Source organism: Streptomyces sp. NPDC001816 (assembly GCF_042892235.1).
In the GTDB taxonomy this organism is placed as follows: domain Bacteria; phylum Actinomycetota; class Actinomycetes; order Streptomycetales; family Streptomycetaceae; genus Streptomyces.
The window spans coordinates 212,449-236,829 of the sequence record NZ_JBIATY010000011.1 but is presented as its reverse complement, the minus strand read 5'-3'; the positions used below and the strand labels follow the sequence as shown (position 1 = coordinate 236,829).

Genomic DNA, 24,381 nt, shown 5'->3' with positions numbered 1-24,381 from the left:
CGGCACGCAAACTTGCGTTCGCTCCCATATGAAGCCTGTCCACGCAGCCCGGCGGCAGCAGGCGGTACTCACTCGTGCTCGTTACAACACACTTGAGTCCGATCAAGCGGCGGCAGTTCCGAACGCCCGCCCCCGGCCAGCACCTTCGCCTCCACCTCCGGGGCCACGCCCTTGGCCGTCCGGTCCGGGCGCTGCGGCGCACTGCCGCCGATCCCGGTCAGCCACCGCCAGGTGTCCGCGACGGTCTCGCCGGCCGGCCGGCACTCCAGTCCCGTGGCCAGGGCGCGGGACACGTCCGCGCGGTGCACGGCGTCGTACATCTCGCCGCCCGGCGGCACCCACACCGGCAGCTCGGTCCATGGCTCGATCCCGGCGTCCAGGATCACCTCCGGGTCGGTCCAGCGCAGTTCGGCGTCCGCGCCGGTGACGTCGACGCACGCCCGCAGCAGTTCACCCATCGTGGTGTGGCCGGGCGGGCTCACCAGGTTGTACGGCCCGCTCAGCTTTTGTTCCACCGCGCCCACCAGCCAGTCGGCGAGGTCGCGCACGTCGATGTACTGCACCGGCAGATCGTGCGGCCCGGGTGCCAGGACCGGGCCGCCGCGGGCGATCCGGGTCAGCCACCAGGGGAGCCTGCCCACGTTCTCGTACGGGCCGAGGATCAGCCCGGCCCGCACCAGCAGCGAGCCCTCCGTGCCGAACGCCTCGACTGCGGCCAGTTCACCGCCCCGCTTGTCCCGCGCGTAGTCGGTCGACTCGGCATCGGCGGCGGCGCCCTCGACCAGCGGAGCGTCCTCGCCGGCTCCCGGGGGCCAGGGCCAGGAGTACACCGACCGGCTGGAGACGTACACGTACCGTCCGGCACGGCCCCGCAGCAGCCGTGCCGCCTCGTGCACGGCGCGGGGCGCGGCCGACCAGGTGTCGACCACCGCGTCCCAGGTGGTGTCGTCCGCGGCGAGGGCGGCCAGGCCGTCGGCGGCGGTGCGGTCGCCGTGCAGCGACCGCACCCCCTCGGGAGGCCGGTGCCGTCCCCGGTGGAAGACGGTCACCTCCCAGCCGCGCCCGAGCGCGGCCTCCACGACGGCCCGCCCCACGAACTCCGTTCCGCCCAGCACCAGAAGTCTCATACCGGGGAGCGTGCCCGGTACGGGCCGGGGAGGGAAGGGCTGTCTGCCGTCGGCAGACAGCCCGGGTCAACGCCCGGCCGGCGGTGTGTACTTGTAGCCGACCCGGCGCACCGTCTGGATCGTCTGGCGGTGCTGGGCGCCCAGCTTGCGGCGCAGCCGGGCGACGTGCACGTCGACGGTGCGGCCGTCGCCGACGTGGCCGTATCCCCACACGGTGGTGACCAGCTGGTCGCGGGTGTGCACCCGGTGCGGGTGCGCCACCAGGTGGGTGAGCAGCTCGAACTCCAGGTAGGTGAGGTCGAGTTCGCGGCCGTCGACCGAGGCGGTGCGCTGCGCAGTGTCGATGCGGACGAGGGGGTCGCCGAAGTCGCCGGGGTGCTCGGGGTGATGGTCCGGCACGGTGTGCGGGCGGTCGGCCGGGATGAGGACGAGGTATCCGACCATCGGCGGCCGGCCCGGCAGCGAGGGCAGGGTGTGCTGGGGCGCGGGCAGCCAGGTGGCGCCCGGCGGCAGGAACTCCGCGACGTCGATCACCTCGTCGGGATCGACGGCGCGCAGCCGGTGCCGGGCGGGGGAGGTGACGGGGACGGAGGACAGGGAACGAGTGGTCGCCATGAGAGGTCAGCTCTTTCGCGCGAGAGGTTCGTCAGGGGACGTACGTCGTGCGCGCTGGCCGAAGGCCGGGGTGTACGGCTTTAGAGGGCCGGCGCGTTCGTCGCGCGGCAACACACCCGGTCGAAGTCGTGGTGCTGACGGGACGGCCAGAAGGGCTCCAGGTCATGGCGCCCCGTGGCGCGGTACTTCCGGAAGCTGGCCATGGACCCATTGAAGCAGATGAGCCGCCCGGGCAGGAGCCCGCTCTCACTCCTCGGACGTCGCCCAACACACAAGGGGCGCCCGCCAAGACGGCGGACGCCCCTCGTGGCAGCCACTGGGCGGATCAGACCTGGCCGGCCTTCTCCAGGGCGGAGCAGCAGGTGTCCACCAGGAGGCGGGTCACCACGTACGGGTCGACGTTGGCGTTCGGGCGGCGGTCCTCGATGTAGCCCTTGCCGTCCTTCTCGACCTGCCACGGGATACGGACCGAGGCACCGCGGTTGGAGACGCCGTAGGAGTACTCGTTCCACGGGGCGGTCTCGTGCAGACCCGTCAGACGGTCGTCGATGCCGGCGCCGTAGTTCTTGACGTGGTCGAGCGGCTTGGAGCCCTCACCGAGCGACTCGCAGGCGGTGATGATCGCGTCGTAGCCCTCGCGCATCGCCTTGGTGGAGAAGTTGGTGTGCGCGCCGGCGCCGTTCCAGTCGCCCTTGACCGGCTTGGGGTCGAGGGTGGCGGAGATGCCGAAGTCCTCGGCGGTGCGGTAGAGCAGCCAGCGGGCCACCCACAGGTGGTCGGAGACCTCCAGCGGGGAGACCGGGCCGACCTGGAACTCCCACTGGCCGGGCATGACCTCGGCGTTGATGCCGGAGATCGCGAGCCCCGCCTTCAGGCAGTTGTCCAGGTGGGCCTCGACGATCTCGCGGCCGAAGATCTCGTCGGCGCCGACACCGCAGTAGTAGCCGCCCTGGGGGGCCGGGAAGCCGCCCTCGGGGAAGCCCAGCGGGCGGGCGCCGTCGAAGAAGGTGTACTCCTGCTCGATGCCGAAGATGGGCTCCTGCGCGGCGAACTTCTCCGCGACCTCGGTCAGCGCGGCACGCGTGTTGGAGGAGTGCGGGGTCATGTCGATGTCGAGGACCTCGCACAGGACGAGGACATCGTCGCCGCCGCGGATCGGGTCCGGGCAGGTGAAGACCGGCTTGAGCACACGGTCCGAGGAGTGCCCCTCGGCCTGGTTCGTGGACGACCCGTCGAAGCCCCAGATCGGCAGCGCGTCGAGACCGGCGGGGGAACCCGTGATGATCTTCGTCTTGGAACGCAGCTTGGCCGTCGGCTCGGTGCCGTCGATCCAGATGTACTCAGCCTTGAAGGTCACGGGGCCACATCCTTCGGGGGTGGGTGCGGGTGCACTCGCGGGTGCTTGCGGCGCTGCGGCACTGGGGCGCCGCGTCGATCTCCCGGGCAGCCTGTCAACAGGCGATTTCCCGATCATTGCTCTCGTGTGAACCCCGTGTTACCTGGTGGTTCTGTGTCCCGGCTCACGTTGTGAGGGCCCGACCCGCGGGGTATGGGCGCTCACTCCCGACCCTCGGCGGCGGCCTCCCGAACTCCCCCCAGGAATCCCCGGATCGCCGCCAGCTGCCGCTCGTCGTACCCGCGCAGCAGCTCCAGCGACCGCTCGATCAGCGGGCCGAAGAACGCCTGGCCCAGCTCGACCGCGCGCTCCTCCACCTCCACCACGACCCGCCGCCGGTCCCGCTCCCCGCGCACCCGCCGCACCTGCCCGGCCCGCTCCAGCCGGTCCACGAGCGCGGTGGTCCCCGCCGAGTTGAGCCCCAGCTCGGCCCCGAGCCGCCCGGCGGTCATCTCCTCGCCCGCGCGCCGCGCGTCCATGAGCGCGATCAGGGCGCGTACGTCCGTGGGATGCATGCCGTTCTGGTTCGCGAACCGGGCGCTGTGCAGGCCGAGTTCGACGGCGACGGCCCGCAGCAGATGGACGAACTCCAGCTCGGGCACCGCGTCGGGGCGGGGCGGGGTCGGCATACAGGTCCTCCGGACGTACCATCTCGCTCAACGAGTATCTTGCCGAGCGAGATAATAGGGGGTTTCCATGCCGAGGACGAGCGTGTACGACGCCGACGCCTTCCGGGTTGCGTACGAGAAGGTGCTGGCGAAATGGCCGGCGGACCGCGAGGCGCTCACTGTCGCCACGCCCTTCGGTGACACCCGGGTCAACGTCTGCGGCCCGCGCGAGGCGCCCCCGCTGCTCCTGCTGCCGGGGGGCGGCACGGCGACCTCCGCGTCCTGGTACGCCCAGGCCGCCGACCTGGCCCGCGTCCGGCGCGTCTACGCCCCCGACCTGATCGGCGCCCCCGGCCTGAGCACCCCGGCCACCGACCGCCACCCCCGCACGGTCGCCGACCTGGCTTCCTGGCTGGACGCCCTGCTGGACGGCCTCGGCGTGACGTCGGCCGACGTGGGCGCGCACTCGTACGGTGCCTGGATCGCCCTGCATCACGCCCTGCGCACACCGGCTCGGGTACGCCGCCTGTTCCTCCTGGATCCGACCCTGTGCTTCGCCGGATACAAGGCGGCGTACCTGCTCCACGCCCTGCCCATGCTGCTGCGGCCCGCGCCCCGCCGGGTCCGCGCGTTCCTCCGGTGGGAGACCGGGGGAGTGTCCCTCGACCCCGAGTGGCTGGCCCTCCAGGAGGCGGGTGCGGGCTTCCCGTCCGCGAAGCCGGTGACGGACCCCCGCCCGGCACCGGACGCGCTGCGCGCCCTGGAGGTGCCGGTCCTGCTGCTCGTGGCAGCGAACAGCAGGACCCATGACCCCACCACGGTGACGAGCCGGGCCGCGGCGATGCTGCCGCACGTGGAGACCGTCGTACTGCCCGGTGTCTCCCACCACGCGCTGCCGCAGGCGGCCTCACCCGGCCTGGCCCGTCACCTCACCGATTTCCTGTCCGGTGGCTGAACCTCACCCCACCTTCTCGATCACCGCGCGGCGGATGAGGAACTTGCCCGGCTCCCGGACCTGTTCGAAGGCCGCGTTGTTCAGCAGCACACAGCTGCCGGAGACCGAGGTGACCTTCACCGTCGTGGACTTGTTGTTGTCCAGGTTGGTGACCTTCAGGGTCGTGCCCGCCGGGAACTGGTTGCTGGACGCGGCCGGGGCGCCCCCCTCGCCGGAGAGTGTGACGGTGGAGCCCTTGCACACCTGCTGACCGGCGGCCGCGGCAGCGCCACCGCCGTTGTTTCCCGCGTTGCCGGCCTGCTGGTTGCCCTGCTGCCCGGCGTTGCCCTGCTGCCCGGCGTTTCCTTGCTGGCCCGCGTTGCCCTGCTGCCCGGCATTGCCCTGCTGGCCCGCGTTGCCCTGCGCCGCCTGGGAGCCCTGAGCCGACTCCCCAACGGTGCATCCGGCAGCCTTCTGCTGGACCTCGATCTGCTTGATGACCGCCTCGCGGTTGGCGATCCGGGCCGCCGACTGCGCGTCCGGCTTCGCCTTCTGGTCCGCGATGAACTTGTCGTTGTTGCCGTGGGCCGTGGCCAGCCCCTGGCAGACGGTCGAGTCCCCGGCGGACAGCGTTTTGGCGTTCTGCGGGCTCTGCGCGGCGTTCGAGGTGGACGCCAGCGCGAAGGCCCCGCCGCCCGCCACCGCTGCGGCGCTGACGAGCAGCGCGATCTTCTTCTTCGTGCCGAGAGTTCTCCTGCGCGACATCCGCGCCTCCTGAAGAGGTAGGGGAGCGTACGCCGCTATGTACGAGATCCCGAACGAGGTTACTCAGCGGTTGCAGGAGTTTGTCGAAGTAACCTGTGTCACAGGGGAGTTGAGCCTGGCTCAGCTCTTGTTGCGGGAGAGCGCCTCCTGCACGGCCTCGTCGGTGCGGGCGACCAGGGCGGTTCCGTCGTCGGCCGTGATGATCGGGCGCTGGATGAGCTTGGGGTGCTCGGCGAGGGCCGTGATCCACCGGTTCCGCGAGGTCTCGTCGCGCGCCCACTCCTTGAGCCCCAGCTCCTTGGCCGCGGCTTCCTGGGTGCGGGTGATGTCCCACGGTTCGAGCCCGAGCCGGTCGAGTACGGCCCTGATCTCGTCCTCACTGGGCACGTCCTCCAGATAACGGCGGACGGTGTAGTCGGCCCCCTCGGCGTCGAGAAGGCTGAGCGCGCTACGGCACTTGGAGCAGGCCGGATTGATCCAGATTTCCATGCGGCCCACGGTACGCGAACCCTGTTCCCCGCCTGCGGAGCGAAGGTCCGCTCAGCCGAGGACCAGCGGAAGCCTCGCGGTGAGGTCGCCCAGCGCGGCCTTCTCCGCCTCGGTCGGCGTGCGGCGTCCGGTGCCGACCAGCAATGCGTCCCGGTGGGAGAACGAGGCGGGGAACGGGATCCCGCCGATCTTCTCCAGCGACGCGCGTGCCGCCGCGAGGGACTCGGCGGGCGGCTCGGCGGCCGACGGCAGATGCGCGATCAGGTCCAGGTGGTGCAGGGTCCACTCGAGCACGTACGCGGACAGGTAGTCGCCGACGGTCAGCACCTTGTCCTGGGTGCTGACGCGGGCGGCGGGATCGGCGAGGGCGGCGGCGCGGCCCGCGGCGCCGCCGACGTCGTCCAGGTGGAACTTGAGCCACCGCGGCTCGCCGTACGCGGCGGCCAGCCGCGGGATCAGCGCGTCGAGCGGGTCCTCGCCGGTCGGCAGCTCGGCGAGGAGGTCCCAGTAGGTGACCGCGTCCACGGTCGGTTCGCCGTCCGCGGGCGTGACCAACGTGATCAGGACGTCCTGGGCGTCGATGACCAGATGGCACACCAGGTCCCGCACGAGCCAGCCGGCGCAGCCGGACGGCCGGTCGAAGTACTCGTCCGGGGTCTCGGCGACCGCCGTGCGCAAGGCCGTCCACGAGCGTGCGAAGAGGTCCACCGCGGCACGGTATCGCGGACCGCCCCCGCCATCGATTCTGTTCGAATTCCTGCCGTCTCACGCGCATCTCCCGAACCTGCGGTGACGCGGTGACAATTTCCTTGCTGACCTGGACCTTTGACGGACCCTCTGGACTCCCTCATTGTCAGTGCCGGGCAGTAAACTGGAGGCAGTGTTCGAGGGAATCGCCGGAGCCTTCCGGCGCTGCCCTGACCGCGACAGGAGGATGCCTGTGCCCGCTGCCGCCCTGAAGACCAAGCCGTTGCCGACCCAGTCCACCGCCAAGCGTTCCGTCCAGCTCGACTCGCCCTACGTGCCGATGCAGAAGCGTGCCCTGCCGGCCGGGCGGCCGCGCGACTGGTACGTCACGCACAACCGGCGCCTGAAGGCCATGCGCCTGGCCATAGCCCTGCTCGACCTGGGGATCTACCTGCCCGACCAGGCGCGCAACGAGACGATCCGCAGCACGGCCGAGCAGATCGGCGTGCACCCGCCGTCGGACACGACGTGCCACATGGTGCGGGCGTTCATGCGGTACTCGCGCTGAGCCGTGGTGCCGGGTGCCCCGTGCGCGTCCGCGCGGGGCACCCGGCACCTCACGCCGACAACTCCCGCTCCAGGGGCGTCCGGAAGCGCGGAGTCACCTTCGTCGTCCCCACCCACGCCCGCAGCCGCTCCGCCTCCGCCGCGACCGCCGCCTCGGCCTCCCGGCGTACGCCCGGCTCGGGGATGTGCCAGACGATCTCCCCGTCCGCCCGCTGGGCCCAGCCGCCTACCACCCTGCCGTCCCACCACACCGTCGGGCCCACGTTGCCGCTGCGGTCGAAGAGGTGCGGGCGCAGGTCCGGGGCGAGGTACCAGTCGCGCTGCTGCCAGGCCATGGCCGTCGGGTCCAGGGCCGGGAGCAGGGCCGCCCAGGATTCCCCGGGGGCCGTGGCCGGCTCCGTGTCGCCGTCGGTGACGTACCCCGTGCCCTCGTCCAGACGGACCTCCTGTGCGCCGATCGCGGACAGGGCGCGCCGGACCTCGGTGACCCGCCAGCCCGTCCACCACTTCAGGTCCGCCTCCGTCGCCGGGCCGCAGGCCCGCAGCCAGCGCTCCAGCAGGTCCGCCTGGGCCCGCGCCGGGTCCAGTTCGGGATGCTCGGGAGCCGGCGCCCAGCGGAACTGACCGGAGGTCCAGGAGCCGAGCGGGCGGCCGCGGACCACCTTGCCCTCGACGCCCAGCACACGCAGCAGGCGGGAGGAGACCGTGTGGACGCCCTCGTAGCTCTTCCCGGCCGCGTACACGAACTGCTCGCGCAGGCGCGGCTCGTCCGCCGTCAGCTCCGCCGCCGTCGCCTGGCCGCGCTGGGCCAGTACGGCCAGCGCGGACGCCTCGACCTCCGCCAGCCAGTCCGCGTCCGGGGCGCCCGCCTTGGCCATGTCCTTGAGCAGGGAGGCCCGTTCGCGGGCGGCCACCGTCAGGCCCGTCGACGCGTGGACGACGGCCGTCAGCCCGGTCGGGAACACGAACACCGTGTGCCGCATGCCGTGCATCCGGACCAGCGTACGGTCCTCGTACAGCGCCCGCTCGGTCTGAGGCACCGCCTTCGCCGGGTCGGCGAGCCGCGCCGCCACCGCCAGGTACACCGTCGCCGGGTCCGTGCCGTGCAGGGCCACCAGGGATTCGGCGACCTCCTCGGGCCGCGCCGCCCGCGCCGGGCCCGCGAGACGGTGCCGCAGGGCGAGCCGGGCCCGCCGCTCCGCCACGCCGATGTGCCGCCGTCCGTCACCCATGCCGACCTCCGCGTCGCTCACCATGCCTTGCCCGCATCGTCGCCGACGCCACTGACAGTCCGCCCCGTCACCCGATCGCCGTACCCGGCATGCGCACGCCCACCCCCACGCCCTTCACTGCGAACAGGAGGTCAGGAGGTGACGGGAAGGGCGAGGCCCCCGCAGAGAGAGGCTGCCGTATGAGCATCCCCGAGGACCGTTTCCGGCGCGGTACCCCCGAGGACCGGGCCCGGCGCGGTAAAGAGGCCCGAAAGCACGCCCCCCGCTCCGCGCACGCCCTCTGGCTCCCGTCCGCCGACCGGCGCGACCCCGTCGCCGTACTGGAGCGGCAGGGCCGGGACCGGCTGCCGGAACTGCTGCCGATCCGGTACGGGCGGATGGCCGGCTCGCCGCTGGCCTTCCTGCGCGGCGCCACCGCGGTGATGACCGCCGACCTCGCCACCCAGCCGCACACCGGGCTCACCGTGCAGTTGTGCGGCGACGCCCACCTGCTCAACTTCGGGCTCTACGCCTCCCCGGAACGCAGCCTGCTCTTCGACCTCAACGACTTCGACGAGACCCACCCCGGGCCCTTCGAGTGGGACGTCAAACGGCTTGCGGCCAGTGTGGCCGTGGCGGCCCGGGAGAACGGGCACACCAAGGCCGGGGAACGGGCCGCGGCCCGCGCGGCCGCCGCCGGGTACCACACCGCCATGCGCCGCATGGCCGGACTCGGCGAACTGGCCGTCTGGTACGAGCAGGTCGACGCCGAGAGCCTGCTGCCGCTCGTCCGCTCCGCCCGCCGTCGGCGCCGCCTGGAGTCCAGCCTCACCCGGGCACGCCGCCGCACCAGCCTCCAGGCGCTGGGCAGGCTGACCGAGGTGGTCGACGGGCGGCGCCGGATCATCCACGACCCGCCGCTCCTGGAACCCGCCGGTGCGCCGGACATGGCCTCCCTGCGCAAGATCTTCTGCGACTACCGCTCCACCCTCGCCGAGGAGCGCCGCCACCTCCTCGACCGCTACCGCTTCGTCGACGCCGCGCGCAAGGTCGTCGGCGTCGGCAGCGTCGGCATGCGCTGCTTCATCGTGCTGCTCGCCGGGCGTGACGCCGACGACCCGCTGTTCCTGCAGATCAAGGAGGCGCGGTCCTCGGTGCTCGAGGAGCATCTGCCGAGCGGGCCGTACGTCCATCCCGGGCACCGGGTGGTCGCCGGGCAGCGGCTGCTGCAGTCCGCCACCGACATCTTCCTCGGCTGGATGAGCGGGCCGCAGGGCCGCTCCTTCTACTGGCGCCAGCTGCGCGACATGAAGGGCTCCGCCGAGGTCGCCGGCCTGGACCCGGCCGGCCTGCTCGCCTACGCCCGCCTCTGCGGCACCACCCTGGCTCGTGCCCACGCCCGCTCCGGCGACCGCATCGCCATCGCCGCCTACCTCGGCAGCGCCGACACCTTCGACCACGCCGTGGCCGACTTCGCCGTGTCCTACGCCGACCGGACCGCCGCCGACCACGCCACCCTCGGCGCGGCCATCGCGGCGGGGGTGGTGCCGGCCGAGCCGGGGGTGTGACCGGCCGCTCAGCCGTACCGCTCCAGCAGCCCGCGCACATACGCCTCCAGCCGCCCGCCCAGCACCTCCGGTGTCAGATCCGTGCGCCCCAGCTCACGCCACGGTCCGGCCAGCTTCTGCGCGTCGGGGGAGTAGGCCAGGGCGTCCAGCAGCCGCCAGTACAGGTGGTCGGGCCCGTCCGCGAGCCCGGCGCCGCCCCGCTCCTCGTACCGGTCCCGGAAGGCGAGACCGTACGCCGGGCCGTGCAGCAGGGCCAGGGCCGTCGAGCAGTGGGCGACGTCCAGGTCGGCGGGACCCCATGAGGTCTCCACCCAGTCCACGACCCCTCTGATGCGCAGCCCGTCCCCGGCACCTGTGAAGAGCACGTTCCCGGGGTGGTAGTCCCGGTGCAGGAAGCGCCCCTCGTACGGCGGCGGGTCGCGGCGGATCACGTCCACCGCCCGCTCCCATATGCGGCCTCCCGGGGTGCGCACCCGCTCGGGCGAGGTCCATGCCTGGTACGTGCGCGGCCGATCCGGCGGTACGACCGTGTGGATCCGCACCAGCTGGGCGGCGAGCAGGTCAAGGCGCCGGTCCAGGAACTCCGGGTCCTCCTCGTCCACCCGCACCAGACCCGGCAGCCGGGTCATCAACAGCGAGGGATGGTCGCAGTGTTCGCCGGTGGCGTCCACGGCGACCAGCGCCGGGGCCGGGATGCCCTCCTGCCCCGCCAGCAGGCCGAGCACACCCGCCTCCCGGGACAGCAGGCCCGGGGCGTGCCGCCGGAAGAAGGGCTTCACGAACGTGCGCAGCACCAGCTCCTCCCCGTCGTCGAGGGTGAGCCCGCGCATCTGCGAGGACCACCCCCCGGACAGCGGGTGGGAGCCGGCGACCGTACGGCCCTCGGGAAGCCGCCCGGCCACCCACCGCCGCGTCGCCGCCCAGCCCTGTTCGTCGAGCCCGCCCAGCAGGGCCGCGACGAACTCCCGCCGGTCCTCGGCGTGGTCGCGGAACCACAGCCCCAACCGGTGCTCGGCGTCCGGGAGTTCGAAGCGGGTGTACTGGGCGCGCGCCGCCAGCGCGTCCTGGACGGCCTCCGTCACCTCCGGCGGGATCACCGCGTCCGTGCCCGGTACCGCGAGCACCGCCCGGCCCTCGTAGGCCCGCAGGGCCGTGAGAGCGGAGGAGTTCCGCCAGCTGCCGGGCGTACGGATGATCTCGCTGAACCTTCCGTCGCTGCTCCCGAAGGGCACGTCATGGGCCTCCGACGCGTACACGGCGGGCGCGCACAGGCCCACGGCGGCCACTCGCGGGCCGTAGTGCCGTACGAGATCCGCGACCGTCTGCCCGCTCATGCTGAACCCCACCAGGACCAGCGGGTCGTCCGCCGGAGCGTGCGCGTCGAGCACCGCCACCGCCTGCTCGAACCGCCGGCGCAGGCTCAACTCCGCGAGCGCGCCGGTGCTTTCGCCGTGCCCGGAGAAGTCGAAGGCCAGGGCGCGGCAGCCGTGCGCGGCGGCCTCGGTGAGCAGCGGCAGCAGCCGCTCCTTGCTGCCGTTGCCCGCGCCGTGCAGGAGGACGACGGTGGCCCGTCCGGGACCGCCGCCGTACAGACCGCTGAGGCGTTCACCGTCGTACTCGTGAGTGAAGGAGATCGGCTGAGTGAAGGGGATCGGCTCGCTCATGACGCCCATTCACTCACGGAAATCGGGATGCACTCCGAGTGACCGCGTCCCTACGCTGGATTCACGCCGATCACACATCCACGCGAACGGAGGACCGTCATGGGCACCGTCGTCCTGTCCGGGACCGCCGTCCTGGTGATCCTCGGATTCGGAAACCACACCTGGTGGCTCGCCGCCGTCGCCGTGCTCTTCCTGTACGTGCGGTACGGGCGGGGCGAAACCCCGTCCGCCGGGGGAGGACAGCCGGGCGCGCCCACCACCTACCAGGCCTACCGCGAGCGCCGTGACCGTCAGGCCAGGTGGGAGCGCCGCTACCGGCGCGAGCGGCCTTTCGAGTCCCGGCGTCAGGAGCGCGAGAAGAGCAGGTGAGCAGCGGAGCCCCCGGTCACAGGCCGGGGGCTCCCCACACCGGGAACCAGCGGCTCAGGTCCTGCTCGATCCTGAGGTCGTTCGCGAGCGCGGCCCTCACCTGCAACTCCAGCGCGCTGTCCCGGCGTTCGCCGGCGCCGGGCAGGGGCGCGAAGGGGTAGAAGGTGCCGCGCTTGTAGAGGTAGACGAGGGCCAGGCGCCGTTCCCGCTCGTCCTGGAACACGGCGAGGGAGCACAGCAGCTGCGGCCCGAAGCCGTTGACCTCCATCGAGCTGTTCACCGCGTGCAGGTCGTTGACCAGCTGGGGCAGCTGGTCGGGGGTCCGCCGGGAGAACAGCCAGGAATAGCCGTAGCCGTCCTGGGTGAACTCCACCGGAGGGCCGCTGCGGTCCGCGTCCGCGTCGAGCAGCGCCTGGACCTCCCGGTGGGTCTGTTCAAAGGCCGCGCCCTCGACCGTGGCGAAGCACACCGCGCCGTCGCCGGTCGGCGTGAACCCGGCCGCGGCCTGGAGCGTCACGGCCGCCGACGGCAGCGCGAACAGCTGGTCCAGGTCGGGCGCGACGGGCTTCGTACGCCCGAGCAGGATGTCCAGCAGCCCCAAGGTTCAGCCCGCCTTCCGCAGCCGTCTCACGTGTTCAGCCCGCCTTTCCGGGAGCGGCCGCCTCACCCAGCTCCGCGGAGATCCGCCCGAGCTGCTCCAGCCGCTGCTCCAGCGTCGGGTGGGTGGAGAAGAAGCGCTCGATGCCGGGCTCCTTGCCCGTCGCCGGGGTGAAGTAGAAGGCGTTGAAGGCCTGGGCCGTGCGCAGGTCCTCGGTCGGGATCCGGGCGATGTCCCCGGAGACCTTGGTGAGCGCCGACGCCAGCGCCGAGGGCCGGCCGGTCAGCAGCGCTGCCGCCCGGTCCGCCGCCAGCTCCCGGTACCGGGACAGGGCCCGGATCAGCAGGAAGCTGATCGCGTACACGGCCGCCGAGACCCCCATCACGACCGCGAAGACGACAGCGGTGTTCTGGTCCCTGCGGCCGCCGAAGAGCTGTGAGTAGAAGGCGAACCGGACGATCAGTCCCGCGATGACCCCGAGGAACGACGCGATCGTGATCACGGCGACGTCCTTGTGCGCCACGTGCGACAGCTCGTGCGCGAGCACGCCCTCCAGCTCGGCGGGCTCCAGGCGCCGCAGCAGCCCCGTGGTCACACAGACCACGGCGTGGTCGGGATTGCGCCCGGTCGCGAACGCGTTCGGCATGTCCATGCTGGAGACGGCGACCACCGGCTTCGGCATGTCCGCGATCGCGCACAGCCGGTCGACCACCGCGTGCAGCTCGGGATACTCCTCGCGCTCCACGACCTGCCCGTGCATGGCGAACATCGCGATCCGGTCGGAGAACCAGAACTGCGCCACGAACATCGCCCCGACCAGGACCACGACCAGCAGCCAGGACTTCAGCAGCACGATCAACGCGGCGACGAAGGCCACGTACAGCAGCCCGAGCAGGAACATGGTGACCGTCATCCGCACGGTCAGACGCCGATCGCTCCTAAAGCGGCTCTGCATCTTGCATCACCCCGCAGTCAGGCACTCGTCCCGATGTCCAGTGTGCACCTGCTCAATCCCATAAGGAGGTCGCGAGCAGACCTAGGGGCAGCAAAGGCTTCCTGTGAGTTCGGGGGTCTCAGCCCAGGTGGGCGCGGGCCCGGCCGAGCAGCTCAGCGACCTCGGCGTCCGCTCCCCACCACCGGACCCGCCGCACGGTCAGCTCTGCCCGTGTGCGCAGCCGCTCGTCCGCGTCACCGAGCAGCGCCACGGCCGCCCGCAGCCGTACGACGCCTCCGTGCGCGTCCAGCAGCCGGTACGCCGACACCCGTACCCAGCGCGGCCGCTCCGGCGCCAGCCGCTCCGCCAGCCATGCCTCGGGCAGCAGTCCGGCCGATGGGAGCAGGGCGAGGGTGGCCTCGCCGACGACCCCGGGCGCCGGATCGTCCAGCAGCCGCCGCATCCGCGGCAGGTCCGTCACGTCCAGTGTCCGCAGCCCGGTCACCGCCCTGGCCCGCACGCCGGGCAGTGGGTGGTCCAGCAGCGGCCACAGCAGGGCGGCGTCCGCGCGGGTCCCGCACTCCGCGAGCCCGATCGCGGCACCCGGCGGCAGCGCCGGGTCACCGGGGTCGGCGCACCGCTCCCGGTACCAGGGCAGCGGATCGGTCCCGTACTGCCGTACGACATACCGGGCACAGGCCCGCACCAGCGCGGACCGGTCCGCCAAAAACCCCATGGCCCGCTCGGGCCGCTCCAGGCGCCGCAGCGCGGTCACCCCGGCGGACCGGGCCCGAGGACTGCGGGCGCCGAGCAGTGCCCCCAGCACCTCCTCCGTGTCCCCTTCCCCCACGGCGGCCAGCGCGGCCTCGGCGCACAGGCTCTGGACGACGGCGTCGTCGTCCCGGGCGGCCGCGCGGGCCAGCTCGGCGGGGGAGAGCCGCCTCTCCTCGACGGCGAGGCCGTACGCGAAGCGGCGTACCGGGCGGTCGGGGGAGGCGAGGAGGGGCGCCAGTTGCTCGCCTGGCGCCCGCCGCAGCACCTCGCCCAGCAGGCCGAGGGCGAAGTCGCCCCGGTGGCGGTCGGCGAGGCGCCGGACCAGCGGGGCGAGCCGCGCGGCCGCCTCCGCATCCGCGTCCAGCGCCTCGACGAGCCGCTTCCTGGCCAGCTCCCGCACCGGCTGCGCCCAGTCGGCACACCGCACGGCCACCAGCGGCAGCAGCGCCGGTAGTCCGGCGACCCGCCCCAGCCCCCGGAGCCGGATCCGGCCGTCCCGGTGGCACAGGGCCAGCGCGAGCTGACCCTCGGTGAGCGGGCCGTCGGCGCGCAGGGCGGCCGTCAGCGAACGGCCGCCGGCTGTCTCCTCCCAGGCGGGGACGACGTACGGAGGGAAGTACCACTCGTCCGCCCGCACCTGCTCGTCCAGCCACAGCCAGGCGCTCGGGTCGCTCGGGTCGATCACGTCCCGCAGCACCGAGCCCTCGGCCAGCCGTTGCGCGGCCCGAGTCCCCTCCCGCATCCCTTTGCCCCCGATGCTCCTAGTAGGGAGAACGCATCTGCGCGTACCCGAGCAGCACTATCACCGCCGCCACGCAGCCCAGCACCACGGCCGTCGACACCCACGACGACCGCCGTGGCCCCACCGGGTCCGGGTCGGCGCGGAACGGCGCCGGGTCCGGCGGGTTCTCCTTCCAGCGGGCGGCGAGCATCCGGGCCCGTGCGGAGGGCTCCTTGTGCTCGGCAGAGTTCGCCCATCTGTGATCGAACTCGTGCTCCCAGTCGTCCTGTTCGGTCATCCCCGTTCAACCTCTCTCGTCGGACAGAACCAGGAGGATGATCCCCCGAGAATAGGAGACATGGGAAGCGGCAAAGGTTGCCCGGGATGCTGGGTGGTCGCCGGGCGGCTAGCATTTTCGGTGAGAGCCGCACCGCAGGGTGTCCGACGTCGTCTGCCCTGCATCTCCCACTGGTCGTGCGGCACCCCCTACCCGCGCCGGACTCTGCACTCCCTGGTCGCGGCCATCCGTCTCGTGCCCGGAAAGCCGCACGAGGGGTGGAAGGAAGGTGGATCCATGAATGCACATCGTGCGCGGCGTCTCGCCGCAGTGTCCGCCGTCGGCGTCCTGATGATCGGCGGAGCCGCGATCAGCACGGCAGGTACCGCGTCGGCAGCCACCCCGAACCAGGTGTCCACCAACCGTGGCTGCAACAACTGGCGGGGCGACTGCTTCAACCGCAACGGCTTCTTCGGCTTCAACAACGGTTTCGGCTTCAACAACGGGTTCAACACCCCCGTCGTGGTCGTCGTCGTGAGCTGACGGCCGCGGCCGGAAGGACAGGAAGGACGCGGGCCGCAAACAACGGCCGAGGGCCGCCGCCGGGAGCGTTCCCGGTGGCGGCCCTCACACGCTGTGGGCAGCGTCGATCACACGTCGAAGTACAGCTCGAACTCGTGCGGGTGCGGACGCAGCTGCAGCGGCGCGATCTCGTTGGTGCGCTTGAAGTCGATCCACGTCTCGATCAGGTCCGGCGTGAACACGTCGCCCTGGAGGAGGAACTCGTGGTCGGCCTCCAGCGAGTCGAGGACGGCAGGCAGCGAGGTCGGGACCTGGGCCACGTTCGCGTGCTCCTCGGGAGCCAGCTCGTAGAGGTCCTTGTCGATCGGCTCGGCGGGCTCGATCTTGTTCTTGATGCCGTCCAGGCCCGCGAGGAGCAGGGCGGAGAAGGCGAGGTACGGGTTGCCGGAGGAGTCGGGCGCGCGGAACTCGACGCGCTTGGCCTTCGGGTTGGAGCCCGTGATCGGGATACGCATCGCGGCCGAGCGGTTGCGCTGCGAGTACACCAGGTTGATCGGCGCCTCGAAGCCCGGGACCAGACGGTGGTAGGAGTTCACCGTCGGGTTGGTGAAGGCCAGCAGCGACGGGGCGTGCTTGAGGATGCCGCCGATGTAGTAGCGGGCGGTGTCCGACAGGCCCGCGTAGCCGGCCTCGTCGTAGAACAGCGGGTCGCCGTTGCTCCACAGCGACTGGTGCACGTGCATGCCCGAGCCGTTGTCACCGAAGATCGGCTTCGGCATGAAGGTCGCGGTCTTGCCGTTGCGCCAGGCCACGTTCTTCACGATGTACTTGAAGAGCTGGAGGTCGTCGGCCGCGGCGAGCAGCGTGTTGAACTTGTAGTTGATCTCGGCCTGGCCGGCGGTGCCCACCTCGTGGTGCTGGCGCTCGACCTTCAGGCCGTTCTTCTCCAGCTCCAGGGAGATCTCGGCGCGCAGGTCGGCGAAGTGGTCGACCGGCGGGACCGGGAAGTAGCCGCCCTTGTAGCGGACCTTGTAACCACGGTTGTCCTCGATGGCGCCGGTGTTCCAGGCGCCCGCCTCGGAGTCGATGTGGTAGAAGGACTCGTTCGCGCTGGTCGCGAAGCGGACGGAGTCGAAGACGTAGAACTCGGCCTCGGGACCGAAGTACGCGGTGTCGGCGATACCGGTCGACGCGAGGTAGGCCTCGGCCTTCTTGGCCACGTTGCGCGGGTCACGGGAGTACTGCTCGCCCGTGATCGGGTCGTGGATGAAGAAGTTGATGTTGAGGGTCTTGTCGCGGCGGAACGGGTCCACACGGGCCGTGGAGAGGTCGGCGCGCAGGGCCATGTCGGACTCGTGGATGGCCTGGAAACCACGGATCGACGATCCGTCGAAGGCCAGCTCCTCGTCCGGGTCGAACGCCTCGACGGGCACCGTGAAGTGCTGCATGACGCCCGGCAGGTCGCAGAACCTGACGTCGACGAACTTGACGTCCTCGTCCGCGATGAACTTCTTGGCCTCGTCGGCGTTCTGGAACATCCAGCTCCTCCTACTCCCGACCGTCCCGCCGGGGTGGTAGATCGTTCGTGCGGCCAGTGCGGTGGCACACGCTGCCTTCGACCCTAGGGACGGGTGATTTCTCGGGCGTGACCCGTTTGTTTCGCAGAAGTTAACCGGCCACGGTTCCACCGTAGCCCCGACACACCCCTGTGCGCCCTGCCCGATTCCGGGCGCGTACCGTGGACGGGTGGACAACAGGCAAGCAATGGGATCGTGGCTCTCCGGGCCGCGCGCGGCCATGGAAGAAGCCGGCGCCGACTTCGGATACCGGGGCGAGCAGCTCGGCCTCCCGGAGGACGGACCGAACTCGATCGCACGGCCCGGCAGGCGTCTCGGCGCCCTGGCCGTGGACTGGGGCCTGTGCGTGTTGATCGCATACGGCCTGATCACGCACGGCAACAGCCCCGCCACCAGCAACTGGGCCCTGCTCATCTTCTTCGTGATGAGCGGCCTCACGGTCGGCACGATCGGCTTCACCCCGGGCAAGCGCCTCTTCGGCATCCGGGTCGTGGCTCTGGAGACCGGCACGGTCAACCCGCTGCGCGCCCTGCTGCGCACGGTCCTGCTGTGCCTGGCGATCCCCGCCCTGATCTGGGACCGGGACGGCCGCGGCCTGCACGACCGGATCGCGAAGACCGTGGAAGTCCGCAGCTGAACCTCGTACGACGAAGCTGAACCTCGTACGACGAAGACCCTCGTACGACGAAGGGGGCGCCCGACCACTGGTCGGGCGCCCCCTTTCTCGTACGAGGAGGACGGGCTAGCGGGCCTTCGGTCCGCCCTTCGGCATCCGCATGCCCTTCGGCATCGGACCCTTCGGCAGCGGCATGTTGCTCATCAGGTCGCCCATGGCGCGCAGCCGGTCGTTGGTGGCGGTCACCTGGGGGCCGGTCAGCACGCGCGGGTACTTCAGCATGGTCGTGCGCAGCTTCTTCAGCTCGATCTGGCCCTCGCCGTTGCCCACGATCACGTCGTGCACCGGCACGTCCGCCACGATGCGGTTCATCTTCTTCTTCTCGGCGGCCAGCAGGCTCTTCACCCGGTTCGGGTTGCCCTCGGCGACCAGCACGATGCCGGCCTTGCCGACCGCGCGGTGCACCACGTCCTGGCTGCGGTTCATCGCCACCGCCGGAGTCGTCGTCCAGCCCCGGCCGATGTTGTCCAGCACGGCCGCGGCGGCGCCCGGCTGGCCCTCCATCTGCCCGAACGCGGCACGCTCGGCGCGGCGGCCGAAAACGACCGCCGTCGCCAGGAAGGCCAGCAGCAGGCCCAGGATGCCGAGATAGACCGGGTGCCCGATCAGGAAGCCGATCGCGAGGAAGACACCGAGGGTGCCGATACCGACGGCCGCCAGCACAAGACCGATCTTCTTGTCGGCCTTGCGGGTCATCTTGTAGGTAAGGGCGATCTGCTTCAGTCGCCCTGCGTTCGCGGCGTCCGCCGCGGTTTCCTTCCTCGCCATGCCACGAAGTCTACGTGCCCCCGGGAGTGCCCACGACGGCAGTGCCCGGCGAAGAAAGGTTTCAGGAGCGGGTGGCGGCCTGCTCGAGCACGCGCTGCGCCTCGACCCGGTCCTTGGCGCGTCGGCGGTCCTCCAGCACGGAGGTCCAGGCGTTGCGGCGGGCGGTGCGCTGGCCGCCGCTCATGAGCAGGGACTCCACGGCGCGGAGCGCGTCGGTGAAGGACGGAATGGCGGTGGCGCGGACGGGCGCGGCCTGCATGATCGAGGTCCCCCCTCGGTCGGGTATACGTCGCGTGATATCAGGGTCACTGATTGGTGTTACCAGGGCGTGACCGACCGGTCAAACGCCGATGAAGCCTTGATACAGAGCGCCGAAACACTGACGCGGCCCTGACGGTCGCCCTCATCAGCAAGGACGGTCAGGACCGCGTCGACTCGGCCATTACTGGCCAGTAATAGCTTGTGCGTGAATTCACACAGCCTGGGTCGCGATGGGGCCGCCACCCGGCTGCGGAGCAGCGGACTGACGCTGTTCCATCGCCATCTGGTACAGCCGCCCGGCGCGGTACGAGGACCGGACCAGCGGACCGGACATCACACCGGAGAAGCCGATCTGCTCGGCCTCCTCCTTCAGCTCCACGAACTCCTGCGGCTTCACCCAGCGCTCCACCGGGTGGTGGCGCACGGAGGGGCGCAGGTACTGGGTGATGGTGACCAGCTCGCAGCCCGCCTCGTGCAGCTGCCTGAGTGCCTCGCTGACCTCCTCGCGGGTCTCGCCCATGCCGAGGATCAGGTTGGACTTGGTGACCAGGCCGAAGTCGCGGGCCTCGGTGATGACCTTCAGCGAGCGCTCGTAGCGGAAGCCGGGGCGGATCCGCTTGAAGATCCGCGGCACGGTCTCGACGTTGTGCGCGAAGACCTCGGGACGGGACGAGAAGACCTCGGCCAGCTGCTCGGGGATCGCGTTGAAGTCGGGGGCCAGCAGCTCGACCTTGGTCCGGCCGGCCTCGCGCCCGGCGGTCTGCTGGTGGATCTGGCGCACGGTCTCGGCGTACAGCCAGGCGCCGCCGTCCTCCAGGTCGTCGCGGGCGACGCCGGTGATGGTGGCGTAGTTCAGGTCCATGGTGACCACGGACTCGCCGACGCGGCGCGGCTCGTCACGGTCGAGGGCCTCGGGCTTGCCGGTGTCGATCTGGCAGAAGTCGCAGCGCCGGGTGCACTGGTCGCCGCCGATGAGGAAGGTCGCCTCGCGGTCCTCCCAGCACTCGTAGATGTTCGGGCAGCCGGCTTCCTGACAGACGGTGTGCAGGCCCTCGCTCTTCACGAGCTTCTGCATCGCCGTGTACTCGGGGCCCATTTTCGCCCGGGTCTTGATCCACTCGGGCTTGCGCTCGATGGGGGTCTGGCTGTTGCGGACCTCCAGGCGCAGCATCTTGCGTCCGTCGGGTGCGACTGCGGACACGACCGGCTCCCTGCTGATTGCTGAGACGTAGTCGTCTGATTGCTCAGACGTAGTCTTCGATTCTTCGGCGTACACCAGCGTACGCCCGTATTAACTGAGCCCTACGCGTGAGGCCAACCTCACCGCCATGGGGCGCATTCCCCGATCAGGCGGATGCCTTCTCGATCACCCTCGGCTTCAGTTCCGCGTTCTCCAGGATGTCCTTCAGGTGGCGCTCCACCACCGGCAGGACCTCCTCGATGGTGATGTCCCGGCCCAGCTCGTTGGCCAGGGAGGCGACCCCCGCGTCCCGGATCCCGCACGGGATGATCCGGTCGAACCACTTGTTGTCCGGGTTCACATTGAGCGCGAAGCCGTGCATCGTGACACCCTTGGCGACGCGGATGCCGATCGCGGCGATCTTGCGGTCCTCGCGGCGCTGGCCGGCGTTGGAGGGGGCGTACTCCGGGCCGTTCAGGCGGGGGTCGAACTCCTCGTCCTGGAGCCGCGGGTCGAAGTCGAGGGAGAGTCCGCCTAGGGCCGGGCGCTGCTCGACCGGGTCGCCGAGCACCCACACACCGCTGCGGCCCTCGACCCGGGTGGTCTCCACGCCGAACTCGGTGCAGGTGCGGATGAGCGCCTCCTCGAGGCGGCGCACATGGGCGACGACGTCCACCGGGCGGGGCAGCTTCTGGATCGGGTAGCCCACCAGCTGACCGGGGCCGTGCCAGGTGATCTTGCCGCCGCGGTCCACGTCGATGACCGGGGTGCCGTCCAGCGGACGCTCGCTGTCCTCGGTCCGGCGGCCCGCCGTGTACACCGGGGGGTGCTCCAGGAGCAGCACGGTGTCGGGGGTCTCGTCGGCGAACCGGGCCGCGTGCACCCGGCGCTGCTCGTCCCACGCCTCCTGGTACTCGACGGCGTCCGCGCCGAACCCCATGTGGACGAACCGCAACTCACTCACGGCAAGCGCCTCCCTCAGCGATGGGTGTGTCAGGCACGTAACGCGCCCACGCCACTGTACGTCCGCCCGGCGTACGTCAGCCCTGGGGGCAATCCTCACACGATCGGATGAATGCACGGCAAAGCATGTGATCGTCTACTCACTCTCCGCTACATTCGCGCCGTCCAGCAGGCCATAAGGGCTGCTCACAGGCAATCCCGGCACTTCAGGCGCCGGAAGGCAGGAGACCGCACCGCAGATGACGGACCGACCCGCGCAGCGCACCCCCAACCGCCAGCTCGCCGCGCTCATCGCAGAAGCGGGATTCTCCAACGCGGGTCTGGCCCGTCGCGTCGACCAGCTCGGTCTGGAGCACGGGCTGGACCTCAGATACGACAAGACCTCGGTCACCCGCTGGCTGCGCGGACAGCAGCCCCGGGGCACCACGCCCGCCCTGATCGCCGAGGTGTTCACACGCCGGCTCGGACGCCGGCTCACGGCCCAGGATCTCGGCCTGGACGCCTGTGCGCCGGTGTACGCCGGGCTCGAGTTCGCGGCCACCCCCGAGGAGGCCGTCGACATCGTCAGCGGGCTGTGGCGCAAGGACTCCGGCAGCCACGCCGAGCTGCGCAAGATCGCCTTCACCCCGGCGGGTCTGGTCGTGCCCAGCCGGGACTGGCTGATCGGCAAGGCCGACGACAGGGTGGCCCGGGAGCCGGCACCCCGGGTGCCCGCCCAGAGCCGCCCCGCCGCCCGGGAGCGGCCGGAGGCCGTACCGGCGCCGCCCCGGCCCCGCGGGCACGCCGCCCGCGCCCCCGGCCACAAGGTCACCGGCGGCGACATCGCCGCGCTGCGCTCGGTCGGCGAGCTGTTCCGCACCCTCGACGACGCCTACGGCGGCGGCCACGCCCGGCAGGCCCTCGTGCGCTACCTGGAGCACGAGTGCGAGCCGATGCTGCGCGGCGCCTACGACGAACAGACCGGCCGGCGCCTGTTCGCCGCGGCCGCCGACCTCACCAGGCTCGCCGGCTGGACCTCGTACGACATCGCCGCGCACGGACTCGCCCAGCGCTACTTCGTGCAGGCCCTGCGCCTGGCCCAGGCGGCCGGTGACCGGTCCTACGGCTCCTACGTGCTGGTCACCATGAGCCGACAGGCCGTCTACCTCGGGCACGGCAGGGAGGCCGTGCAGCTGGCGCGGGTGGCCCAGCAGGGGGTCGGCACCGGCGCACCGCCGGTCGTGCAGGCGCTGCTGCACGCCTCCGAGGCCCGCGCGCACGGGGTGCTCGGGGAGGTGCGGGCGTGCACCGGGGCGCTGGTGCGGGCCGAGCGCGCCCTGGAGGCGGCCCGGCCCGGCGACGACGTGCCGTACTGGGCCCGGTTCTTCGACGAGGCGCAGCTCGCCGACGAACTCGGGCACTGCCACCGCGACCTGCAGCAGTTCCGGGCCGCCGCCCAGCACGCGGAGCGCTCCCTCCAGCTGCGCGCCCCCTCCTACGCCCGCAGCCGCCTGTTCTGCCGGGTCGTCCTCGCCACCGCCCGGCTCGGCCTCGGCGAACTCGACCAGGCCTGCACACTGGCCGCCGAGGCCGCCGGCCAGGCGGCGGAAATGCGGAGCGCTCGCGCGATCGAGTACGTGAAGGACTTCGAACGCAGGCTGGAGCCGTATCGGGACGCGGCACCGGTGCGGGGGTATCGGGAGAAGGTGGCGGCGTTGGGGTGAGCCCTCAGGCCGCCTGTGGCAGCGTGGGTGCCGGATCCGCGCGGTGCATCGGCCCTGCCGCTCCCAGGTCCGCCAGGATCGCCGCCGCGGCCCGGTGGGCCGAGTGCAGGGCGCCCTGGACGGTGCTGGTGTCGCGGTGGTCGCCGCAGACGTAGAGGCCGGCCAGCAGGCGTACCGGGCGGCGCAGGTCGTGCGGGGGGCGCATCGTCGGTACCGCCTGGGGGGTGTGGTGCACGGCGAGCGTCTCCCAGCGGCGCGTCGAGGTGCCGTAGAGCCGCGAGAGGTGGATGCGGACTGCGGTGTCGACGCCGTCGGGCGGGGTGCCCAGCACGGTCGACGAGATCAGCACGCGGCCGGCCGGCGCGCGGCTCGGGTCGACGTTGCTGAGCACCGCCGTGTGCGCGACCGGTCCGCCGCGGTCGGCGTCCAGCAGCAGCGACGTGCCCGTCGTGAGGACCGCGGCCGGCTCGTCCGTGGTGTGGTGAACGACCGTCACCGGATGGAAGTCCGGCACCCTGAGCCCCGGCAGCAGCTCGGCCGCGGCCCGCGCGTCGGTCGCCAGCAGCACCGCACGGCAGCGGATCTCGCCGTGCTCGGCCGTGGTCACCGAGGTCGTGGACACGGAGGTGACCCGAACCCCGGTGCGCACGGTGCCGGGCGGCAGCGCGCCGGCCAGCAGCTCCGGCAGCACCTCCGCGCCGCCCTCCGGCACGCACAGCCGGCCGCTCGCGAAGGAGTGCAGCGCCAGGTCGGCGCACCGGCTGGACGTGGTCAGCTCCGGGTCGCACAGCAGCGCGGCGAGCAGCGGACGCAGGAAGCCGTCGATGGTCCGGGCGGGCACCCCGCGGGCCGCGAGCGCCTGTGCGGCGGGCAGTTCGGGCCGGGACAGCAGGCGTTCGACGGGAGTGGCGGCGATCCGGCCCAGGGCGGTGCCCAGGCGGGCCTGGTCGACCGCGCCGCCCACCGGCGCACCGGATCGGCCCGGTGCGGCCGCCGAGCCTCTGGGGGCGCTCGCCAGGGCGCGCACCACATGGAGTGCGCCCCTTGCGCTCCCTCCGGTCGCCGGTGCGCCCGCGCGGTGGGTATGTCCGTCGCGGTGCAGCAGCACGCCCGGCGCGAAGCGGCGCAGGGTGAGTGAGCCGAGCCCCGGAGTGCGCCGGAGCTCGGGATAGGACGTGGACAGCAGCTGTCCGATGCGATCGAGCCGGAAGCCGTCGACCTTCTCGGTCGACATGCGGCCGCCCACGTAAGGGGCGGCCTCCAGGACTACGGTCGTTACTCCTGCGCTGGTGAGCCGATGAGCCGCCGAGAGTCCGGCGGTTCCGGCTCCCACGATGACGACGTCCACCTGGTACGCGGGCTCAAGCACGAGGCCCCTCCTGTGGTTGCGCGGCCGGTGGAGACGTCATGCCCCCAACAGGCTCCAG

Annotated in this window: 27 protein-coding genes; 7 read left to right on the top strand and 20 right to left on the bottom strand. The window is 71.8% G+C overall.

What is annotated here, in order from left to right; all coding sequences use genetic code 11:
• Nucleotides 1-68: 68 nt before the first annotated feature.
• The 5 genes from ACFYZZ_RS33410 to ACFYZZ_RS33390 all read right to left on the bottom strand — a co-directional run bounded on the left by ACFYZZ_RS33410 (nt 69) and on the right by ACFYZZ_RS33390 (nt 3,767).
• Nucleotides 69-1,127 (bottom strand): NAD-dependent epimerase/dehydratase family protein, encoded by a 1,059-nt coding sequence (locus ACFYZZ_RS33410; protein ID WP_389184021.1) that lies wholly within the window; start codon nt 1,125-1,127, stop codon nt 69-71.
• A gap of 66 nt (nt 1,128-1,193) precedes the next feature.
• Nucleotides 1,194-1,742, bottom strand: a complete 549-nt coding sequence (locus tag ACFYZZ_RS33405; protein ID WP_389184018.1) for a winged helix-turn-helix domain-containing protein — start codon at nt 1,740-1,742, stop codon at nt 1,194-1,196.
• A gap of 80 nt (nt 1,743-1,822) precedes the next feature.
• Entirely contained in the window at nt 1,823-1,945 is a 123-nt protein-coding gene (locus ACFYZZ_RS33400) for a hypothetical protein (RefSeq protein WP_386574418.1), read from the bottom strand.
• Nucleotides 1,946-2,067: 122 nt separating this feature from the next.
• Nucleotides 2,068-3,099, bottom strand: coding sequence for a glutamine synthetase (gene glnII / locus ACFYZZ_RS33395; RefSeq protein ID WP_389184015.1), 1,032 nt, complete (start codon nt 3,097-3,099; stop codon nt 2,068-2,070).
• Nucleotides 3,100-3,299: 200 nt separating this feature from the next.
• Nucleotides 3,300-3,767, bottom strand: a complete 468-nt coding sequence (locus tag ACFYZZ_RS33390) for a MarR family transcriptional regulator (protein WP_389184012.1) — start codon at nt 3,765-3,767, stop codon at nt 3,300-3,302.
• Nucleotides 3,768-3,834: 67 nt separating this feature from the next.
• Here ACFYZZ_RS33390 and ACFYZZ_RS33385 point away from each other — a divergent pair, with 67 nt between their 5' ends.
• Nucleotides 3,835-4,701 (top strand): alpha/beta fold hydrolase, encoded by an 867-nt coding sequence (locus tag ACFYZZ_RS33385; RefSeq protein WP_389184009.1) that lies wholly within the window; start codon nt 3,835-3,837, stop codon nt 4,699-4,701.
• Between the two features lie 3 nt (nt 4,702-4,704).
• Here the strand turns inward: ACFYZZ_RS33385 and ACFYZZ_RS33380 are convergent, their stop codons facing one another.
• The 3 genes from ACFYZZ_RS33380 to ACFYZZ_RS33370 form a co-directional block, all read right to left on the bottom strand.
• Complete coding sequence (locus ACFYZZ_RS33380) at nt 4,705-5,445, bottom strand: hypothetical protein (protein ID WP_389184006.1); 741 nt, start codon at nt 5,443-5,445, stop codon at nt 4,705-4,707.
• Nucleotides 5,446-5,565: 120 nt separating this feature from the next.
• Entirely contained in the window at nt 5,566-5,934 is a 369-nt protein-coding gene (locus ACFYZZ_RS33375; protein WP_389184003.1) for an arsenate reductase family protein, read from the bottom strand.
• Between the two features lie 51 nt (nt 5,935-5,985).
• Nucleotides 5,986-6,642 (bottom strand): maleylpyruvate isomerase N-terminal domain-containing protein, encoded by a 657-nt coding sequence (locus ACFYZZ_RS33370; protein ID WP_389184000.1) that lies wholly within the window; start codon nt 6,640-6,642, stop codon nt 5,986-5,988.
• 232 nt (nt 6,643-6,874) lie between these two features.
• On the opposite strand from ACFYZZ_RS33370, the gene ACFYZZ_RS33365 reads away from it, so the two are divergent.
• Entirely contained in the window at nt 6,875-7,189 is a 315-nt protein-coding gene (locus ACFYZZ_RS33365) for a hypothetical protein (protein WP_386574410.1), read from the top strand.
• A 49-nt stretch (nt 7,190-7,238) separates the two neighbouring features.
• Here ACFYZZ_RS33365 and ACFYZZ_RS33360 read toward each other — a convergent pair whose 3' ends face one another.
• Nucleotides 7,239-8,420 (bottom strand): winged helix DNA-binding domain-containing protein, encoded by a 1,182-nt coding sequence (locus ACFYZZ_RS33360; RefSeq protein ID WP_389183997.1) that lies wholly within the window; start codon nt 8,418-8,420, stop codon nt 7,239-7,241.
• A gap of 179 nt (nt 8,421-8,599) precedes the next feature.
• Here ACFYZZ_RS33360 and ACFYZZ_RS33355 point away from each other — a divergent pair, with 179 nt between their 5' ends.
• Entirely contained in the window at nt 8,600-9,967 is a 1,368-nt protein-coding gene (locus tag ACFYZZ_RS33355) for a DUF2252 domain-containing protein (protein ID WP_389183994.1), read from the top strand.
• An 8-nt stretch (nt 9,968-9,975) separates the two neighbouring features.
• Here ACFYZZ_RS33355 and ACFYZZ_RS33350 read toward each other — a convergent pair whose 3' ends face one another.
• Nucleotides 9,976-11,640 carry an alpha/beta fold hydrolase gene (locus tag ACFYZZ_RS33350; protein WP_389183991.1) on the bottom strand — a complete coding sequence of 555 codons (1,665 nt, stop codon included), beginning with the start codon at nt 11,638-11,640 and terminating at the stop codon, nt 9,976-9,978.
• 90 nt (nt 11,641-11,730) lie between these two features.
• Between ACFYZZ_RS33350 and ACFYZZ_RS33345 the strand changes: the two genes are divergently transcribed.
• A complete protein-coding gene (locus tag ACFYZZ_RS33345) occupies nt 11,731-12,000 on the top strand; it encodes a hypothetical protein (protein WP_389183988.1) in 270 nt (89 codons plus the stop codon).
• Nucleotides 12,001-12,016: 16 nt separating this feature from the next.
• Here ACFYZZ_RS33345 and ACFYZZ_RS33340 read toward each other — a convergent pair whose 3' ends face one another.
• The 4 genes from ACFYZZ_RS33340 to ACFYZZ_RS33325 form a co-directional block, all read right to left on the bottom strand.
• Nucleotides 12,017-12,601 carry a hypothetical protein gene (locus ACFYZZ_RS33340; protein WP_389183985.1) on the bottom strand — a complete coding sequence of 195 codons (585 nt, stop codon included), beginning with the start codon at nt 12,599-12,601 and terminating at the stop codon, nt 12,017-12,019.
• Between the two features lie 34 nt (nt 12,602-12,635).
• Nucleotides 12,636-13,553, bottom strand: a complete 918-nt coding sequence (gene htpX / locus ACFYZZ_RS33335; RefSeq protein WP_389183983.1) for a zinc metalloprotease HtpX — start codon at nt 13,551-13,553, stop codon at nt 12,636-12,638.
• Nucleotides 13,554-13,671: 118 nt separating this feature from the next.
• Nucleotides 13,672-15,048, bottom strand: coding sequence for a hypothetical protein (locus tag ACFYZZ_RS33330; protein ID WP_389183980.1), 1,377 nt, complete (start codon nt 15,046-15,048; stop codon nt 13,672-13,674).
• A gap of 19 nt (nt 15,049-15,067) precedes the next feature.
• The gene (locus ACFYZZ_RS33325) at nt 15,068-15,325 is read right to left on the bottom strand and encodes a hypothetical protein (RefSeq protein ID WP_389183977.1); all 258 of its coding nucleotides are present in this window, start codon (nt 15,323-15,325) and stop codon (nt 15,068-15,070) included.
• A gap of 276 nt (nt 15,326-15,601) precedes the next feature.
• On the opposite strand from ACFYZZ_RS33325, the gene ACFYZZ_RS33320 reads away from it, so the two are divergent.
• Nucleotides 15,602-15,847 carry a hypothetical protein gene (locus ACFYZZ_RS33320; protein ID WP_389183974.1) on the top strand — a complete coding sequence of 82 codons (246 nt, stop codon included), beginning with the start codon at nt 15,602-15,604 and terminating at the stop codon, nt 15,845-15,847.
• Nucleotides 15,848-15,954: 107 nt separating this feature from the next.
• On the opposite strand, the gene glnA is transcribed toward ACFYZZ_RS33320, so the two are convergent.
• A complete protein-coding gene (glnA, locus tag ACFYZZ_RS33315) occupies nt 15,955-17,364 on the bottom strand; it encodes a type I glutamate--ammonia ligase (protein ID WP_389183971.1) in 1,410 nt (469 codons plus the stop codon).
• Nucleotides 17,365-17,572: 208 nt separating this feature from the next.
• Between glnA and ACFYZZ_RS33310 the strand changes: the two genes are divergently transcribed.
• Nucleotides 17,573-18,040, top strand: a complete 468-nt coding sequence (locus ACFYZZ_RS33310) for an RDD family protein (RefSeq protein WP_389183968.1) — start codon at nt 17,573-17,575, stop codon at nt 18,038-18,040.
• A 105-nt stretch (nt 18,041-18,145) separates the two neighbouring features.
• On the opposite strand, the gene ACFYZZ_RS33305 is transcribed toward ACFYZZ_RS33310, so the two are convergent.
• The 4 genes from ACFYZZ_RS33305 to lipB all read right to left on the bottom strand — a co-directional run bounded on the left by ACFYZZ_RS33305 (nt 18,146) and on the right by lipB (nt 21,252).
• Nucleotides 18,146-18,847: a DUF4191 domain-containing protein gene (locus ACFYZZ_RS33305; protein ID WP_389183965.1), complete on the bottom strand. Its 702-nt coding sequence runs from the start codon at nt 18,845-18,847 to the stop codon at nt 18,146-18,148.
• 61 nt (nt 18,848-18,908) lie between these two features.
• The gene (locus ACFYZZ_RS33300; protein WP_386574392.1) at nt 18,909-19,106 is read right to left on the bottom strand and encodes a hypothetical protein; all 198 of its coding nucleotides are present in this window, start codon (nt 19,104-19,106) and stop codon (nt 18,909-18,911) included.
• Between the two features lie 213 nt (nt 19,107-19,319).
• A complete protein-coding gene (gene lipA / locus ACFYZZ_RS33295) occupies nt 19,320-20,309 on the bottom strand; it encodes a lipoyl synthase (RefSeq protein ID WP_389183962.1) in 990 nt (329 codons plus the stop codon).
• Nucleotides 20,310-20,454: 145 nt separating this feature from the next.
• Entirely contained in the window at nt 20,455-21,252 is a 798-nt protein-coding gene (gene lipB, locus ACFYZZ_RS33290) for a lipoyl(octanoyl) transferase LipB (RefSeq protein WP_389183959.1), read from the bottom strand.
• Between the two features lie 238 nt (nt 21,253-21,490).
• Between lipB and ACFYZZ_RS33285 the strand changes: the two genes are divergently transcribed.
• The gene (locus ACFYZZ_RS33285) at nt 21,491-22,954 is read left to right on the top strand and encodes a regulator (protein ID WP_389183956.1); all 1,464 of its coding nucleotides are present in this window, start codon (nt 21,491-21,493) and stop codon (nt 22,952-22,954) included.
• A 4-nt stretch (nt 22,955-22,958) separates the two neighbouring features.
• Here the strand turns inward: ACFYZZ_RS33285 and ACFYZZ_RS33280 are convergent, their stop codons facing one another.
• Complete coding sequence (locus tag ACFYZZ_RS33280; protein WP_389183953.1) at nt 22,959-24,323, bottom strand: NAD(P)/FAD-dependent oxidoreductase; 1,365 nt, start codon at nt 24,321-24,323, stop codon at nt 22,959-22,961.
• Nucleotides 24,324-24,381 lie beyond the last annotated feature (58 nt).

Excerpts from the sequence above, each read along its gene's own strand:
- ACFYZZ_RS33410 (WP_389184021.1), bottom strand. The coding sequence starts at position 1,127 with ATGAGACTTCTGGTGCTGGGCGGAACGGAGTTCGTGGGGCGGGCCGTC.
- ACFYZZ_RS33405 (WP_389184018.1), bottom strand. The coding sequence starts at position 1,742 with ATGGCGACCACTCGTTCCCTGTCCTCCGTCCCCGTCACCTCCCCCGCC.
- ACFYZZ_RS33400 (WP_386574418.1), bottom strand. The coding sequence starts at position 1,945 with ATGGCCAGCTTCCGGAAGTACCGCGCCACGGGGCGCCATGACCTGGAG.
- ACFYZZ_RS33390 (WP_389184012.1), bottom strand. The coding sequence starts at position 3,767 with ATGCCGACCCCGCCCCGCCCCGACGCGGTGCCCGAGCTGGAGTTCGTC.
- ACFYZZ_RS33385 (WP_389184009.1), top strand. The coding sequence starts at position 3,835 with ATGCCGAGGACGAGCGTGTACGACGCCGACGCCTTCCGGGTTGCGTAC.
- ACFYZZ_RS33380 (WP_389184006.1), bottom strand. The coding sequence starts at position 5,445 with ATGTCGCGCAGGAGAACTCTCGGCACGAAGAAGAAGATCGCGCTGCTC.
- ACFYZZ_RS33375 (WP_389184003.1), bottom strand. The coding sequence starts at position 5,934 with ATGGAAATCTGGATCAATCCGGCCTGCTCCAAGTGCCGTAGCGCGCTC.
- ACFYZZ_RS33360 (WP_389183997.1), bottom strand. The coding sequence starts at position 8,420 with ATGGGTGACGGACGGCGGCACATCGGCGTGGCGGAGCGGCGGGCCCGG.
- ACFYZZ_RS33355 (WP_389183994.1), top strand. The coding sequence starts at position 8,600 with ATGAGCATCCCCGAGGACCGTTTCCGGCGCGGTACCCCCGAGGACCGG.
- ACFYZZ_RS33350 (WP_389183991.1), bottom strand. The coding sequence starts at position 11,640 with ATGGGCGTCATGAGCGAGCCGATCCCCTTCACTCAGCCGATCTCCTTC.
- ACFYZZ_RS33345 (WP_389183988.1), top strand. The coding sequence starts at position 11,731 with ATGGGCACCGTCGTCCTGTCCGGGACCGCCGTCCTGGTGATCCTCGGA.
- htpX (WP_389183983.1), bottom strand. The coding sequence starts at position 13,553 with ATGCAGAGCCGCTTTAGGAGCGATCGGCGTCTGACCGTGCGGATGACG.
- ACFYZZ_RS33330 (WP_389183980.1), bottom strand. The coding sequence starts at position 15,048 with ATGCGGGAGGGGACTCGGGCCGCGCAACGGCTGGCCGAGGGCTCGGTG.
- ACFYZZ_RS33325 (WP_389183977.1), bottom strand. The coding sequence starts at position 15,325 with ATGACCGAACAGGACGACTGGGAGCACGAGTTCGATCACAGATGGGCG.
- ACFYZZ_RS33320 (WP_389183974.1), top strand. The coding sequence starts at position 15,602 with ATGAATGCACATCGTGCGCGGCGTCTCGCCGCAGTGTCCGCCGTCGGC.
- glnA (WP_389183971.1), bottom strand. The coding sequence starts at position 17,364 with ATGTTCCAGAACGCCGACGAGGCCAAGAAGTTCATCGCGGACGAGGAC.
- ACFYZZ_RS33305 (WP_389183965.1), bottom strand. The coding sequence starts at position 18,847 with ATGGCGAGGAAGGAAACCGCGGCGGACGCCGCGAACGCAGGGCGACTG.
- ACFYZZ_RS33300 (WP_386574392.1), bottom strand. The coding sequence starts at position 19,106 with ATGCAGGCCGCGCCCGTCCGCGCCACCGCCATTCCGTCCTTCACCGAC.
- ACFYZZ_RS33285 (WP_389183956.1), top strand. The coding sequence starts at position 21,491 with ATGACGGACCGACCCGCGCAGCGCACCCCCAACCGCCAGCTCGCCGCG.